At 69.3% G+C, this 14,572-nt stretch carries 14 protein-coding genes and 1 pseudogene; 8 read left to right on the top strand and 7 right to left on the bottom strand.

What is annotated here, in order from left to right; all coding sequences use genetic code 11:
• Positions 1-32: 32 nt before the first annotated feature.
• Genes panB through RIA68_13935 form a run of 5 tightly spaced genes read right to left on the bottom strand, consistent with a single transcriptional unit; the run spans position 33 to position 6,523 of the window.
• Positions 33-875, bottom strand: a complete 843-nt coding sequence (gene panB, locus RIA68_13915) for a 3-methyl-2-oxobutanoate hydroxymethyltransferase (protein ID MEQ8318538.1) — start codon at positions 873-875, stop codon at positions 33-35.
• Positions 876-884: 9 nt separating this feature from the next.
• Positions 885-2,588 (bottom strand): NAD+ synthase, encoded by a 1,704-nt coding sequence (locus RIA68_13920; protein ID MEQ8318539.1) that lies wholly within the window; start codon positions 2,586-2,588, stop codon positions 885-887.
• A gap of 9 nt (positions 2,589-2,597) precedes the next feature.
• Positions 2,598-3,653 (bottom strand): lysylphosphatidylglycerol synthase domain-containing protein, encoded by a 1,056-nt coding sequence (locus RIA68_13925; GenBank protein MEQ8318540.1) that lies wholly within the window; start codon positions 3,651-3,653, stop codon positions 2,598-2,600.
• A gap of 12 nt (positions 3,654-3,665) precedes the next feature.
• The gene (locus RIA68_13930) at positions 3,666-5,696 is read right to left on the bottom strand and encodes a hypothetical protein (protein ID MEQ8318541.1); all 2,031 of its coding nucleotides are present in this window, start codon (positions 5,694-5,696) and stop codon (positions 3,666-3,668) included.
• Positions 5,693-6,523: a hypothetical protein gene (locus RIA68_13935; protein ID MEQ8318542.1), complete on the bottom strand. Its 831-nt coding sequence runs from the start codon at positions 6,521-6,523 to the stop codon at positions 5,693-5,695. Before RIA68_13935 ends, RIA68_13930 begins: the two co-directional genes overlap by 4 nt.
• A 147-nt stretch (positions 6,524-6,670) precedes the next feature.
• Here RIA68_13935 and RIA68_13940 point away from each other — a divergent pair, with 147 nt between their 5' ends.
• The 3 genes and pseudogenes from RIA68_13940 to RIA68_13950 all read left to right on the top strand — a co-directional run bounded on the left by RIA68_13940 (position 6,671) and on the right by RIA68_13950 (position 8,399).
• The gene (locus tag RIA68_13940; protein ID MEQ8318543.1) at positions 6,671-7,156 is read left to right on the top strand and encodes a DUF4870 domain-containing protein; all 486 of its coding nucleotides are present in this window, start codon (positions 6,671-6,673) and stop codon (positions 7,154-7,156) included.
• Positions 7,157-7,203: 47 nt separating this feature from the next.
• Positions 7,204-7,920, top strand: a pseudogene (gene lptB, locus RIA68_13945) (LPS export ABC transporter ATP-binding protein).
• 86 nt (positions 7,921-8,006) lie between these two features.
• Positions 8,007-8,399 (top strand): PEGA domain-containing protein, encoded by a 393-nt coding sequence (locus tag RIA68_13950; protein MEQ8318544.1) that lies wholly within the window; start codon positions 8,007-8,009, stop codon positions 8,397-8,399.
• 3 nt (positions 8,400-8,402) lie between these two features.
• On the opposite strand, the gene RIA68_13955 is transcribed toward RIA68_13950, so the two are convergent.
• A complete protein-coding gene (locus RIA68_13955) occupies positions 8,403-8,915 on the bottom strand; it encodes a flavin reductase family protein (GenBank protein ID MEQ8318545.1) in 513 nt (170 codons plus the stop codon).
• A 210-nt stretch (positions 8,916-9,125) separates the two neighbouring features.
• Between RIA68_13955 and RIA68_13960 the strand changes: the two genes are divergently transcribed.
• Entirely contained in the window at positions 9,126-9,581 is a 456-nt protein-coding gene (locus RIA68_13960) for a hypothetical protein (GenBank protein MEQ8318546.1), read from the top strand.
• A gap of 441 nt (positions 9,582-10,022) precedes the next feature.
• Here RIA68_13960 and RIA68_13965 read toward each other — a convergent pair whose 3' ends face one another.
• Entirely contained in the window at positions 10,023-10,307 is a 285-nt protein-coding gene (locus RIA68_13965) for a DUF427 domain-containing protein (protein MEQ8318547.1), read from the bottom strand.
• Positions 10,308-10,364: 57 nt separating this feature from the next.
• On the opposite strand from RIA68_13965, the gene RIA68_13970 reads away from it, so the two are divergent.
• The 4 genes from RIA68_13970 to floA all read left to right on the top strand — a co-directional run bounded on the left by RIA68_13970 (position 10,365) and on the right by floA (position 14,510).
• Positions 10,365-10,922 carry an NUDIX domain-containing protein gene (locus tag RIA68_13970; GenBank protein ID MEQ8318548.1) on the top strand — a complete coding sequence of 186 codons (558 nt, stop codon included), beginning with the start codon at positions 10,365-10,367 and terminating at the stop codon, positions 10,920-10,922.
• 46 nt (positions 10,923-10,968) lie between these two features.
• Entirely contained in the window at positions 10,969-12,849 is a 1,881-nt protein-coding gene (locus RIA68_13975; protein MEQ8318549.1) for an NfeD family protein, read from the top strand.
• Complete coding sequence (locus tag RIA68_13980) at positions 12,849-13,349, top strand: NfeD family protein (GenBank protein ID MEQ8318550.1); 501 nt, start codon at positions 12,849-12,851, stop codon at positions 13,347-13,349. Before RIA68_13975 ends, RIA68_13980 begins: the two co-directional genes overlap by 1 nt.
• Before the next feature lie 138 nt (positions 13,350-13,487).
• The gene (gene floA / locus RIA68_13985) at positions 13,488-14,510 is read left to right on the top strand and encodes a flotillin-like protein FloA (GenBank protein ID MEQ8318551.1); all 1,023 of its coding nucleotides are present in this window, start codon (positions 13,488-13,490) and stop codon (positions 14,508-14,510) included.
• The last annotated feature ends 62 nt before the right edge of the window (positions 14,511-14,572 follow it).

Consider the following 14,572-nt stretch of genomic DNA (forward strand, 5'->3'; position numbering starts at 1 on the left):
GCCGCCCGGGCCGGAGCCCGGCAGCGCCGGCCTCAGCCGTCACGCATGCCGAACGTCTTTCCGCCGAAGTTTCTTTCGGCTACCCGACGCACCCATTGCATAGCCGCTTCGCGGATGACTGGCCCGAGGTTCGCCACCGGCTGGGCCAAGCCCGGAGTTTTCTCAAGGAGACCCATAACGTCGTGCAGGACAACCACCTGCCCGTGGCAGCCCTGGCCCGCTCCGATGCCGATTACCGGCACCCTGGATCGTGCGACCATTTCGTCGGCAACCTCGTTGGGTACCGCCTCGACCAGCAGCATCGCCGCCCCCGCGTCCTCGAGCGCCTTTGCGTCGCGCAGCACGCGGTCGGCGTCCTCCCGGGTCCGGCCCTGGGCCTTGTAGCCGCTCGTGAGCGCCACGTGCTGGGGCTTGCTGCCCACGTGCGCGCACACCGGGATGCCAGCCGAGGCCATCCGCTTCACCAGCGGGGCAAACGTCTCGTCCGCTTCCAGCTTGACGACGTCGGCCTTGCCCTCGACGAGGAACCGCCCCGCGTTCTCGATCGCGGCGTCGGGGCTGGCCTGGTAGGTCATGAAGGGCATGTCGCCCATGACGACCGTGCCCGGCGCGCCGCGCTTGACGGCCGCCGTCAGTGCAAGCAAGACCTCGAACGGCATGTCGATCGTCCGCGGAAGTCCGAGAATGACCTCGGCCGCCGTATCGCCGACCAGCAGGAGATGGACGCCCGCCTGCTCGAGCAGCTGCGCCATCGACGCGTCGTAGCACGTCAGGCAGGCAAAGGGCTCGTCCTGCCTCGCCATGCGGCCAAGCGTGGCAAGCGTGACGGGCTTTCGCTGCGAAGCGCCCTCGATGATCGAACCCACCGTGCTCACGCGACCATCCTAGGGAGCCTCTCGACGGGGCTCGCCCATCCACGCCTGGGCGATGGGCATCCGCCGCCCGGGTCCGAACGCCACGGGGGTCATCTTCAGCGCCACCCCATACTGCCGCCGCTTGTACTCGTGGATCGCGATCAGCCGGCACATGCGCCGCACCGTGCCCTCGTCGCATCCGGTCTCCGCCGCGATCTCGGCAACGCCCAGCCGCTGCTCGACGCGCATCACCACGATCTCGTCCAGCAGGTCGTACGGCGGGAGCGTGTCGTCGTCGCGCTGGTCGGGCGCCAGTTCGGCGCTCGGCGGCTTGCTGATCGTGCTCTCAGGAATCGGCGGCCGATCGAATCCGAACGCGTCCGGCTTGGCGTTCATCGCGCGCGCAAGCTCATACACGCGCATCTTCGGCAGGTCGGCCAGCGGCGCGATCGCGCCGTTCATGTCGCCGTAGAGCGTGCAGTAACCCACGGCAAGCTCCGTCTTGTTCCCGGTGGTCACGACGAGCGCGTTCAGACGATTGCTCAGCGTCATGATCGACGTGCCGCGGATCCGGCTCTGAAGGTTCTGTTCTGTCACGTCGGGCTGGGCCGCACCCAGCGCTGGCTCGCCCAGGCGCTCGAACACGCCGTCGACGGCCGAGCGGAAGCCCTCCATCGGCGCGGCGATCGGCAGCTCCACGAGCTCCACGCCCAAGTTCGCCGCCAGCGCCTTGGCGTCGGCGAGCGCATGGTCCGACGAGTACGGCCCGGGCATCGCGACCCCGAGCACGTTGTCGGGCCCGAGCGCCCGGACGGACACGGCGCACGCGACGGCCGAATCGATGCCGCCGCTCAGCCCAATGAGCACGCGCCCGAAGCCGGTCTTGCGGACGTAGTCGCGCACGCCCACGGCTAGCGCCTCGCCCAGCGCAACGTCCCGACCCGCCTCAATCATCGAATCGTGCGCCTCGGGAGCGCCCTCGGAGAGCTCGACGATCGTCGGTCCATTGCCCATCCGCGGACCGGCCGCCCGGAGCGTGCCGGTTGGGTCGAACGCGATCGCGTGCCCGTCGAAGATCAGGTCGTCGTTGGCGCCCGACTGGTTCACGCCCAGCACCCACAGGCCGTGCCGCTTCGCGTGCTCGCCGACCAGCGCGAGGTGCCGCTCGTGCTTGCCCTCAACGAACGGGCTGGCCGACGGCGCGACGATCACGCTCGCCCCTGCCGCGGCGAGGGCCGCCACCGGGTCGGCCTTGTCCTGGTACCGCCAGTGCTGGCCGGCGTCGTCGCCCATCCACAGGTCTTCGCAGATCGCAAGCCCCACACGCTCGCCACCAACCTCAACGACGCAGGTCGCGTCGCCCGCCACGAAGTAGCGGTCCTCGTCGAACACGTCGTATGTTGGCAGCAAACGCTTGGCGTACGTGGCCGCGAGCTTGCCTTCTTGGAACACCAGCAGCCCGTTGCGCACGCCCTGGCCGATATGGATCGGGCACCCGACGACGATGGTCGGCCCCGAGGCGCTCAGCGACGCCAGCGACATCGCCCGCTCGTAGCACGCCGCGACGAATCCACGCTCGTACAGTAAGTCTCGCGGCGGATACCCGCACACCGCCAGCTCGGGCAGCACCACCAGATCAACATCGCCCGATGTACGCACGGCCCGCTCGATCAGCGCGGCGTTGCCCGGAAGGTCGCCGATCGTCGGGTTAACGGGGGCCAGGGCGACGCGCATCTGCCGAGGCTACGCCCCCCGTGGGGTGGTCGTGCGGCCCAATCGGGCTCTCAGCACCCGATCGAGCCGCAGCCAGGCGATGGCCAGCCCCGCGCCGGCGATGACGACGACGAGCTCGGCCCCGGCCGTCAGCAACGCAATGGGCGCGAAGCCCCGCGCGTCGAGCCCCAGCAGCTCGGCCGTGCCCATCGCCGCGCCCTCTCGGAAGCCCAGCATGCCCACGGGCGAGAGCGCCCCGGCCAGGAAGTGCCCGCCCGAGATGAGCAGCCCGTCGGTGGGGGAGACGTCGGCGCCCACCAGCTCACCGGCCACGACCCATCGCCACGCCTGCGCGGCGAAATCGACGCCGCGCATCAAGACGACCACCGCGATCCACCGTCCGCTCGCAAGCATGTCCAGTCCCATGTGCAGCTCGCGGATGACCTGCGTGCGTGCGAGCTTCAGGGCGCGCCTGCCGCCGACGCGGCCGATGAGCCGGGCCAGCCGGCGGTGCCCGCGCTTGCCGCTCAGCCGCTTGGCAACGAACACGGTGACAACCGACAGCACGACCATCAGCGCCAAGGCCAGCGGCACCGTCCACGCACCCAGTACGCCGCGCAGCAGGCCGGCCGCGATGAGCGACGCGCTCACGAGCAGCAGCGTCGCCGTCACCGCGCCAAACCATCCGAAGATCATCGCCATCGGTACCTTGTCGCGGTGATTGTGGATCGCGATGCGCGCCAGCAGTCCAATCTTGAACGGCAGGTTCGCCAGGAACGTTGCGAGCGCGTTCGTGGCGATGACGTCCAGCGGCGCGATCCGACGGACCGGCCGGAGCGCCGCCCAGAAGATCAATCCGTTGGCGACCACGCCCACGACGCTCAGGCCGATGAGCGACGCCAGTGCGCCCGGCGGTGCGTCGGCCAGTTGCTTGAGAGATTCGCGATTCTCCTCGCTCAGCGCCAGCCGCACGCACCAGCCCAGCAGCGCAATGCCGATGAGGAAGCCCGCCACCTGCAACGCGATCCGGGTCCCGGACCTCGGGGGCAAGGCTGACTCTTGCGATTGCTGTGCGTCGTCATCCATGCGCGGCGGGCGTTACGGCGGACCGAGGTCGATCAGGATACGCCCCAGCGGCCCGGGGCCGGGCCAGTAGCCCGAAGGCGTCCCCCGCGAGGCAAGCTCGCCGACGGCGCGGGGGGTGAGCACCGGATCGAGCCAGCCCGAGTCGCGCAGCCGGCTCAGCTCCATCTCGTCGATGACGAGCCAACGGACGTCGGCGTCCTTCAGCGCCCGCGCCTGCGCCGCCGGATCGTCGGGGTGGTCTCGCACGACCCGTACGAGCAGCCCCGCGTCCCACGTCGTCGCGTACGCGGGATCGCCCAGGTAGTAGAGCGGCGCGCCGTCTCCGATCAGCAGCACCCGGCCCGAGCCCTCGGGCAGGCGGAAGTTCACCACGCCGTGGGGCGAGGCCTCGGGCTCGAGCTCGCCCGTGAACCACGCCGGCCCGGGCGCGATGAAGATGCCCGGCTGCCCCTGGCCTTCCTTCGAGTACGACCACGCCAGCCAGCCCGACTGCACGACCGCGAAGGCCACGGCCGCCCACAACCCCGCCCTCCCGAACCGCGCGAGCACGACCGCGACGAGCGGCCCGCCCGCCAGCACGATCGGCACGAGGAACCGGCTCTGGATGTGCGTCAGCGCTAGCCACGCGAGCAACTGCAAGCCCAGCCCGACCGCGAGCGCGAAGACCACCCGGTGCCGGCGCACGAACGGCGCGATGACCGCAGCGAGCACGCACGCCGCGGCGAACACGCCCCAGTGCGGATGCAAGAGTCCGCGCATCGACGACCCGCCGGGGAATGGTCCGTTCGGATCGGGCAGGAACATCAACTTCACGCGATCAACCATCGTGCCGTCGAAGGCGTGCCCGCGGGCCCATCGAGAGTGCTGCTCGGCGGTCCAGTGGCCTTCGCCCAGCACGCCAGCGAGCTGCGGGAACACCGGGTTGCCCGTCGCGATTCCGTTCCGCACGAGCCAGGGCAGCAGCGTCGCGATGCCCACGAGCACGCCGAGCCCGCCGCACTTCCACCACGCGCGCACGGGCGTGGTCACGACGAGTACCGCGCCGACGACCGGCCCGACCATGAACAATGCCGTGGGCTTGGCCGCGCAGGCCGATCCGACGAGAAAAGCCGCGAGCGCCCACCGGACCATGTTCGAGCCGGTCGAGAGCGTCGCCAGCAACGCTCCCGCTCCGAGGGCCAGCACCGCCGGCTCGTTGTACGCCAGGCTCCCCGTCACGACCATCCAAGGCGTCGCGAGCACGATGGCGGCCACGCACGTCGCGACGCCCGCGCGCGAGGCGTGATCCTGCGGGATGACCAGCCAGCAGGCGCGCCCGACGAGTACGACCGCCAGCAGCAGCACGACCGCGCTCAGGCACTGGAAGGCCATGAGCCCCACGCCCGAGCCCGCCGCCGGGTGCTCGCCCGCGATGGCCGCGAGGTGGTAGAACGCCGCCTCCACGTATCCCGGCAGGTGCGAGTACACGTTGTGCTCGAGCGGCCCCAGCCGGCCGCCGGCCAGCCACTCGGCCGGGAGCTGGGCGTGGTAGCTCCGCGTGTCGTAGCCCAGCCCCTCGGTGGCCCACAGCCACCCGGGCGGGCTGGCCGACGCCACCACCAGCACCGCGACGCCCGGCACGAGCGCCAGCGCCGCAGGATGCACGCTCGCGCCGTCGTCGCCGCGGCGCTTCAGTAGGTCGGCGGCCAGCAGCACCAACCCCAGCACCACCGGCCCGCCCGCGACGAACCGCCGCCCGCCTGCCCCGAACAGCTCGAACGCCCCGAGCATGCCCATCGCATGGCTGATCGCCAGCAAGATGCCCAGCCCGACCGCCGGCGCGAGCCAGGCCGCCGCCGTCCGGTCTTCCATCCATCGCAACGCCAGGGAGCCCCATCCCCACGCCCCCGCCAGGTACGCCCCGGCCAGCACGCCCGCCGTGGCCCACACGCTCGCGACGGCGACGATCGTCGCCGGCCACGACACCACGCCGATCGCCGAAACGCTCGCGACGGCCACAAGCAGCGCCACCACGAGCAGCCCCGCCAGCTGCTTCGAGCTCACCGCCCGTCCTCGGGTACGACGAAGCCCATGCGGGCCGCCGTCCGCAGCGCGTCGCCGTCCTGCACCAGCCACTGCACGAATTCCGCGCCGGCATCGGTAAACCACGCGGCGTGGTGGACCGTTGCGTCGCCGCGCGGCTGGTCGAGGTAGCCCACAATGCGCACGCGGCTCGCGTCGGCGTCGCTGCCGAAGACCACGCCGAACGACTGCTCGGGCGGCGATCGCTTCGCGAAGTACGAGACGCGCTCGACGATCATCTCGCCGCCATCGAAGTTGCCCGAAGCCAGCGCGACCTCGCCCCACAGGCCGCTCTCGCGCAGCGACGCCCGCGTCCAGCGGCCCAGGGCCGTCCGCTCGAGGGCCACGTGCACCGGGGCCCGCCCCTGGGCCAGTTCGCGGCGATCGAGGGTCGAGCCCTTGGCCACCACGACCGCCAGGGTGTTGCCGAGCCAGGGTCCCTCGCCCATGGGCGTCCGCGTCAGGTCGGCGACCTGGTGCACGCTCTCGCTCAGGTAGGCGTCGGCCTCGGCCCCGCGGTCGAGCCGCATGGCCAGCCAGTCGGCTTGGTCCATTCGGGCCGTTCGAGCTCCCTCATAGAGCAAGAGATCGACGCCGGGCCTCGCGCCCTCATACAGCGGCTCGAGCCGCCGCGCCAACGGGGCGAGCACCGGGTCGACGGCGACGCTCACGGCGACCAGTCCGCGGCCCGGCGTCGACTCGACCCGGCCCGAGGCGTCGGGCCAGCGGCTCACCGTCTCGGGCTTCATCGCGCAGCCGCAGCCCATGAGAACGCAGAACCAGAGCCAGCCAGCGAAGAATCCTCGCACGGCCCATTCTTCGGGTTCTCGGCCCCCCGGGCTTTGTAATGGGCCCGGGGCCCTGAAACCCGGCGGCGGCCCCGCCCAACAATCGAGAGTCCTCCCCCGAAGCCCCCGCCCCGGCGAGACCACCGGAGCCGGTCCCGGAGCCGCCCCATGTACGCCGCAGCCTTCGCCATGAACATCGGAAAGACCGACGACAACCCGCCCGCGACCGACGGCAAGGAATACGTCGAGCCCATGGCTTCCGACGAAGACTGCCAGTGGGGGCTTTGGACGCACCTGGGTCCGCTGCTGGCGGCCGTCGTCACCACGGGTGCCATCGCGCCGCTGGCCATCGCCTGGGGGCTGTACGTGATGCACGTGCCGGGCAAGAACCGTCCGTTCGTGGCCGACCACGGGCGGGAGATGTTCAACTTCGCCCTGAGCTACACGCTCTATTGGACGGTGGGCACCATCGCGGTGGGCATCGTGACGTTCGGCGCGGGCCTGGTCGTGTTCATGCCCGCCCTGATCGTCCTGGGCCTCGTCGGCACGATCCAGGCCAGCATCGCCGGGGCGAAGGGTCGCTACTACCGCTACCCGATGTGCTTCCGGTTCATGAAGTCCGCCGAGGAGCGGGCCGCCGCCAGCGCGGCCTGACCCAGTTGGACGGGCTGGGCCCGGGGTGCGGCTAAACTCTGGCCGGCGTGCCCCTGCTCGAAGCGACCAACCTGCACAAGAGCTTCAACGGGCGCGAGGTCGTGCGCGGCGTCAGCTTTTCCGTCGGTCGGGCCGAGATCGTGGGCCTGCTGGGCCGAAATGGCGCGGGCAAGACCACCAGCTTCCGCATGACCATCGGCATGCTCGCCGCTGACGAGGGCAACGTGCACTTCGACGGCCAGGACGTGGCGCCCCTGCCCATGTACAAGCGGGCTCGCCTGGGCATGGGCTACCTCAGCCAGGAGCCCAGCGTCTTCCAGCGGCTCACGTGCGAGCAAAACCTGCTGGCCATCCTCGAGACGCTGTCGCTCTCTCGCAGCGAGCGCAAGCAAAAGGCCGCCGAGCTGCTCGACCGCTTCGGCCTGACCAAGAAGGCCAAGGAGAAGGCGCGGACCTGCTCGGGCGGCGAGCGTCGCAAGCTCGAGATCGCGCGGGCCCTGGTCACCAACCCACGGATCATCCTGCTCGACGAGCCCTTCAGCGGGGTCGACCCCATCGCCGTCGAAGACCTGCAGCAGGAGATCCGCATGCTGCGCGACGCGGGCATCGCGTGCCTCATCACCGACCACAACGTCCACCAGACGCTGAAGGTCTGCGACCGGGCGTACATCATCAATGACGGCAAGGTTTTCGCCGAGGGCGCCCCGGGCCCGCTCATCAAGAACGAGCTCGTCCGCCAGACCTACCTGGGCGGGCTGTTCCGCGGCGACGAGTTCGATACGCCCGACGCGCCGCCCTCGATCCGCCGGCGTCGCCGGCCGGGCGGCGGCACCTCGACGGAGCCAAGGCCGTGATCGCGCGCACGGCTGTGGTCATCGCACTGGCGTTCCTCGCCGGCTGCACCTCGCGCACGATCGTGGTGACCAGCGAGCCGCCCGGGGCCCTCGTTACGCTCAATGGCGTCGAGGTCGGGGCGACGCCGCTGGAGGTCGGCTTTCGCTACTACGGCCAGTACGACCTGCGCCTCCGCAAGGACGGCTACCAGCCGCTGAGCGCCGCGCCCTGGGCAAACGCGCCGTGGTACGAGTACCCGCCCATCGACTTCGTGCTGCTGCCCTTCCCGATCGAGACCCGGGTGAAGTGGCACTACGAGCTCGAGCCCGTGTCGGTCGAGCAGGACGCGGCCGGCGCGCTGATCGAGCGCGGCGAGCAGATGCGTCGGGCCGTCGAACCGGGCGCGTAGGCGTCAGTCGAGATGGAGCTGGCCGATCTCCGAGGGCCGCGTCGTCGCTGGCGCGTCGCCGTTCAGCCGCGCGGCCACCACGCGACCGATGTACAGCTCGTGATCGGCGTCCATGTCCACGTGCCGAACCACCTCGCAGTCGAAGGCAAGCGCGCTCGACTCAAGGATTGGCGCGCCGGTTTCCAGCGTCACCACCGAGAGCGCGTCGAACGGATCGTGGTACTCCTCGGCCGAGGGATAGCGCTCGAAGCGTCGCCGCATGATGCGGTCCTCGGGTGACACGCTCGAGATCGCGAAGGTCCTCGAGTCGCGGATGAGCGGCTCGATGCGGTGGCCGCGACGCACGGGCACGCAGACGAGCAGCGGCTCGGTCGCGCACAGGTGCACGCCAAGGGCGAGGATGCCGGCCCGATCGCCGTCGTGGCGGGCCAAGAGCAAGTAGAGGCCGGTCGGCAGTCGGTCACAGGCTTCGGCGATGAGCCGCTGCCGAGCGGGATCGAAATTCGTCTCGGTCACGCGATCTCCCGGAGTTGGGGGTCGGGCCCGAGTGTACGGATATCGGGCCGTTGCGGATCCCCAGCACGTCACTTGTGAACACAACCCGATCAGATCTACCATATTCGGAGATTGATTGGATCGAATTGTGAAGAATCGCCGAAATCGGGCACAGATTGTGTTGCATTGTGGGGTGAAGTGGGTCATAATCCCACGTAATGCCCTCCGTGAGTGCCCCTATCGATGCTCTTCACCGGACATGCCGAGCACAGCATCGACGCCAAGCTGCGTCTTTCGCTACCCAAGAAGCATCGGAACCAGTGGGACCCCGAGGAGCAGGGCGACCAGTGGTATTGCGTGCCCTGGCCCAACGGCATCCTGAGGCTGTATCCGGCCAAGACGTTCGAGCGGCTCGCGCAGCTCAGCGCCGAGAGCCTGACGCCCAACGAGGACGAGGGCGAGCTCGAGGCCACGCTGTATGGCCTGGCCGAGATGCTGACGGTCGACGGCCAAGGCCGGATCATGCTGCCCAAGGAGCACCTGGAGATGACCGGGCTCGGGCGTGCGGTAGTGGTCGTCGGCGTGCGGAACCGGCTGGAGATCCACGACCAGGACGGTTGGCAAGCGGATCGAGCAAGGCGCTTCGCCGACTTGCCCAACCTGGTCCGAAAGGTCGATTCGAAGTGATCGCAACCCTGGACGAGACACGGGCCTTCAGCCGCTTCGCAGGACGCGAGGCAGCCGGGGCTCGGGTCAAGGCGAATCACGGCGTCCAGCCAATGGATGCCATCGGAAGTCGGAGAGAGAGGGGCGCCGGCCACGGCTGACGCTTCGCGGCGCGACCCGTCCTGATCGGCGGCGAGCGCATTTCGAGGGGCCCGCAAGGCAGCGGGTGACACACGCAGTCGTGCGAGGGGCTCATGGACGAGCCCCGGCGTGGTCCCCCTCGATCGTCGATTCCGCTCTTGCTCGAAGGGCCCTCGGGGCGATCCCGACGGCTCACCCAGGACACCACCGGCTCCGCGGCAGTTCCCACCACCACCATCATGCTGCGAGCCACTCGATCCGCCCCGGCACCACCCGGGGCGGATCTCATTTTGGGCTCGGAAGCTCCGGGCTCGGATGGGATCAGCCCTCGACCTCAACCCCGCGCCAGAACGCCACGTAGCCCTCGAAGTTCTTGGCCTGGGGCTTTGCTTCGGGGTAGTACCACGCGGCGTGCTCGGCGGTCTTGCCGTCGACTACGACGTCGTAGTACCTGGCCTCCCCCTTCCAGGGGCAGTTGGTGGTCAGGGCGTTGTCCTGGAAGTACTCACGCTTGATCGAATCGGGCGGAAAGTAGTGGTTGCCCTCGACGACTTCGGTCTTGTCCGACTCGGCCACCACGGTCCCGTTGAACACTGCTCGCGCCATGACGTTTCTCCTGAGCGCCTCCGTTCGGACGCAGGACCGGCTAGCCTTCCGGCCCCGATGCCCGACCACGACGCGTTACCGTATCGACTCGCGTGCCTCTGCGATCTCCGTGACCGCCGGGGCCGCGTCCTGCTGATCGAACGTCGCAAGTCGCCCAATCAAGGCCTGTGCTCGCCGATCGGCGGGAAGCTCGATACGGCGCTCGGTGAATCTCCCCACCAGTGCGCCCGGCGAGAGATCCAGGAAGAGGCCGGCATCGACGTGCCCATCGAGCGGCTGCACCTGCAGGGGCTCGTGAGCGAGCGTGCGTTCGAAGGCAAGGGCCACTGGCTGATGTTCTACTTCCGCGTGCTAGGGCCGGTCGAGGTGCCAGAGCAGGACATCAGCGAGGGCCGGCTGCGGTGGTTCGAGCCCGGACAGCTTTCGGACCTCCCGCTGCCCGAGACCGATCGCTCGGTCATCTGGCCCCTGGTGGATGACCATGACCACGAGCACCTGGCGCGTCCGGACGCCCACCGGCCGGGCCTGCCGGGCCTGTTCGCGGTGCACATCGACTGCCGCGATGATCGGCTGGCATGGTCGGTGGAACAAACCGGTCGGGCTTCCCAAACGTAAGGTGACCATGGCGGGCGCCCCGTTCGATCGCAATATACTTCCACGCATGACCAATCCGCTGCGAACAACCTCCTTCCATCCCTGGCGGGCCTTCCGGCTGGTCGTGCTTTCGCTGATCGCGACGTGCCTCGTGGTCGTCGAGGCTGGCGTGGCCCAGGACGGGGCCGGCAGCGAAGCCGGCCCCGCACCAACGGCCTCGGTGCCCGCGTCGAGGCAGGCCCAGGAAGTCATCGTGCTCCCGATCCGAACGGCGATCGACCGGTTCACGATGAAGAGCCTCGAGCAGCGCCTGCAGCGGGCCGAGGACGACGGCGCGCAGGCGGTGGTGATCGAGCTCGACACGCCCGGCGGCGAGGTCGGCGCGGTGCTCGAGATCAGCAACCTGCTCAAGACGAGCCAGGTACCGACGATCGTCGCCTGGGTGAACTACACCGCGTTCAGCGGCGGCGCGATCATCGCGATGGCCTGCGACGAGATCGTGACGGCTGATCCGGGGACGCTGGGCGACGCCATCCCGATCCAGGTGTCGCAGCTCTTCGGATTGCAGCAGATGAGCGAGGATCAGAAGCAGAAGATCCTCGCGCCGCTGCTCGTCGACCTCGTCGATTCGGCCCGGCGGAACGGCTACGACGAGAAGCTCGTCCAGGGCTTCGTGTCGCTGGGCGTCGAGCTCTGGATGATCGAGCGCACGCGTCCCGGCCCGGAGGGTCAGCCCGCGGGCGAGCGGATGTTCGTTGACCTTGCCGAGTATCGCCTGCTCTTCGGCGAACCGCCGGAAGTGCGCACGCCCCAGATTCCGTCGGCGGGCACCGGGCTCACCAAGACGGCGCGAGCCGACGAGGCGCAGGCTCCCGGGTCGGTCGAGCCGGGCGACGCGACCGCTTTCCGGCCGGCATCGCCCGGGCTAGCTGCTCTCGAAGAAAAGCCCGAGACAAGCGTGAGCCAGGGGCTCGCGGTGCCGACGACGCGTCCGACGCTCAGCGAGGCGGATCGGGGCGGTTGGCGGGTGGTGGCCTACGTGACGGACGGCCGGGCCCCGGTCACCATGACCAGCGACCAGCTCGTGCGATACGACGTGGCCAACCGCGTGGTGCAGAGCGATGCGGACCTGCGGGCCTACTTCGGTGCGACGTCCTTGCAGCGATACGAGGAGAACTTCTGGTTCGTCATCGCACGCTTCCTGTCGAATCCGCTGATCCAGGGCCTCCTCCTCGTGTGCGTCGTCGTGGGCTTCTTCATCGAGATGGCTAGCCCGGGGCTGGGCGTGTTCGGCGCCATCGGCCTGCTGGCACTGGTCGGTCTGCTTGCGCCGGCGGCCATGGTCGGCATGGCGGGCTGGTGGGAGTTCGTCGCGCTGGGCCTGGGCGCGGTGCTGGTGCTCGTCGAGGTGTTCGTCGTGCCGGGGCTCGGGGTGCCTGGGGTGATCGGCGCCGTCTTGGTCTTCGTCGGGCTGCTCGGCACGTTCACCGGCGGCAGCAGCTTCCAGACCCAGGGCGAGTTGCTCACGGGCGTGGTCGTTCTTCTGCTTTCGCTGGCGACGGCGGGCGTCATCATCTTCTTGATTGCGCGAAATCTCGGAAGCATCCCGGGACTCAACAGGCTGATCCTCAAGAGCGTTCCCGCCGACGACGATGATGCACCGTCGTTCTTCGACGCGATGGTCCCGACGTCGACAACGGCCTCGACCACGCTGACCGTCGGAGCCATCGGCGAGGCCGTGGGCGTGCTGCGTCCCTCCGGCCGGGCCAAGTTCGGTGAGGACCTGGTCGACGTCGTATCGGTGGGGCCGATCATCGAAAGCGGAGAGCGCGTCCGCGTCATCGAGGCGACGGCGTTCAGCGTGGTCGTCGAGCGGGCCCCCGAGCCGGAGTCGTCCCCCGAAGATGCCGATGAAGACGGCGTCGACGATGGCCGGGAGGACGCCTGATGGATCCGCTGCTGGTATGGGGACTGCTGCTGCTGGGCATCTCGGCCTTCCTGGGGCTGCTGGAGTTCTTCGTGCCCAGCGCGGGCATCATCGGCATCGTGGCGCTCGTGGTGGCGATCGCCGGCGTGGTCTGCTTGTGGAGCTACGAGACCGCGTGGGGCATCACGGGCATGCTGGGCGTCCTGGTCATCGCGCCGACGGCGACGTACTTCGGGTTCAAGGTCCTGCCGTACACGCCCATCGGCAAGGGACTCATTCTCAGCAATCCCGACCCGGACGACCCGTCCGGCGACGCGTCCAACGCCTCGCACGCGCTGCGCATCGCGCTCGTCGGCCAGGAGGGCATGGCCCAGACCGACCTGCGGCCCATCGGCGTGGTCAAGATCGAGGGCCAGCGGCACGACGCCGTCGCCGAGAGCGGCTACATCCCCGGCGGCTCGCGCGTAAAGGTCATCTCGGCCGACGGCATCCAGCTCAAGGTCCGCCAGATCCAGGCGTAAGGACCAGCCAGCGACATCGAAGGGGAGGCCCCGCGTTCGTGATGCCCCGCTTGCAGCGGCCGGGCATGGGCTTATAGTCCGCCCTCATCCGTCGGCGCGGGCCACGAGGGCCCCAGCCGGCTCCAGGAGGTGTCAGGAATGGGCAGTATTCCCCCGGGTGTCTGGATCGCGATCGGCGTCGTCCTGCTGATCATCGTGATCGTCATCGTGGCGATCCTCGGCCGCTTCATCAAGCTGTGGATCCAGGCGTTTGTCTCGGAGGCCAAGGTCAGCTTCGGTGCGCTGATCGGCATGTGGCTGCGGAAGGTCGACATGAACGTGATCGTCTTCAGCCGCATCCGCGCGGTGAAGGCGAAGCTGAACATCTCGACCGATGAGCTCGAGACCCACTACCTCGCGGGCGGCCGCGTGCCAAACGTGATTAGCGCGATGATCGCTGCGAGCAACGCGAAGATCGAGCTGCCGTGGGGCGTGGCGACGGCGATCGACCTGGCCGGCCGCGACATCCTCGACGCCGTGAACACCAGCGTGAACCCCAAGGTCATCGATTGCCCGGGCCCCAACCAGCCGCGGCCGACCATCGACGCCGTCGCCCAGGACGGCATCCAGCTCAAGGCCAAGGCCCGCGTGACGGTGCGGACCAACCTGGCCCGCCTCGTTGGTGGTGCGACCGAAGAGACGATCATCGCCCGCGTGGGCGAGGGCATCGTGACGACCATCGGCTCGGCCCTGGACCACAAGGCCGTGCTCGAGAACCCCGACAACATCTCGAAGGTGGTGATGCAGCGCGGGCTCGACGCGGGCACGGCGTTCGAAATCCTCTCGATCGACATCGCCGACATCGACGTGGGCGAGAACATCGGCGCCCGCCTGCAGACCGACCAGGCCGAGGCCGACAAGAAGCGTGCCCAGGCCGAGGCCGAGAAGCGCCGCGCGATGGCCGTGGCGGCCGAGCAGGAGTTCCGCGCCGAGGAGCAGAAGAACCGGGCGCTGGTCGTGCTGGCCGAGGCGGAGGTGCCCAAGGCGATGGCCGAGGCCTTCCGCGGCGGCAACCTGGGCGTGATGGACTATTACCGCATGCAGAACATCCAGGCCGACACCTCGATGCGCGGCTCGATAGCGGGCGAGGACAACGCCAAGGATCGCCAAGGCAACGATTGATGTAAGTCATCGAGGTAAAGGCGAGACGCCCACGCGGAATCCGTGGGCGTTTTTCATTCTAC

It is taken from the genome of Phycisphaerales bacterium (assembly GCA_040217175.1).
Lineage (GTDB): Bacteria > Planctomycetota > Phycisphaerae > Phycisphaerales > UBA1924 > JAHCJI01.

Excerpts from the sequence above, each read along its gene's own strand:
- RIA68_13920 (MEQ8318539.1), bottom strand. The coding sequence starts at position 2,588 with ATGCGCGTCGCCCTGGCCCCCGTTAACCCGACGATCGGCGACCTTCCG.
- RIA68_13925 (MEQ8318540.1), bottom strand. The coding sequence starts at position 3,653 with ATGGATGACGACGCACAGCAATCGCAAGAGTCAGCCTTGCCCCCGAGG.
- RIA68_13940 (MEQ8318543.1), top strand. The coding sequence starts at position 6,671 with ATGTACGCCGCAGCCTTCGCCATGAACATCGGAAAGACCGACGACAAC.
- RIA68_13965 (MEQ8318547.1), bottom strand. The coding sequence starts at position 10,307 with ATGGCGCGAGCAGTGTTCAACGGGACCGTGGTGGCCGAGTCGGACAAG.
- RIA68_13970 (MEQ8318548.1), top strand. The coding sequence starts at position 10,365 with ATGCCCGACCACGACGCGTTACCGTATCGACTCGCGTGCCTCTGCGAT.
- RIA68_13975 (MEQ8318549.1), top strand. The coding sequence starts at position 10,969 with ATGACCAATCCGCTGCGAACAACCTCCTTCCATCCCTGGCGGGCCTTC.
- RIA68_13980 (MEQ8318550.1), top strand. The coding sequence starts at position 12,849 with ATGGATCCGCTGCTGGTATGGGGACTGCTGCTGCTGGGCATCTCGGCC.
- floA (MEQ8318551.1), top strand. The coding sequence starts at position 13,488 with ATGGGCAGTATTCCCCCGGGTGTCTGGATCGCGATCGGCGTCGTCCTG.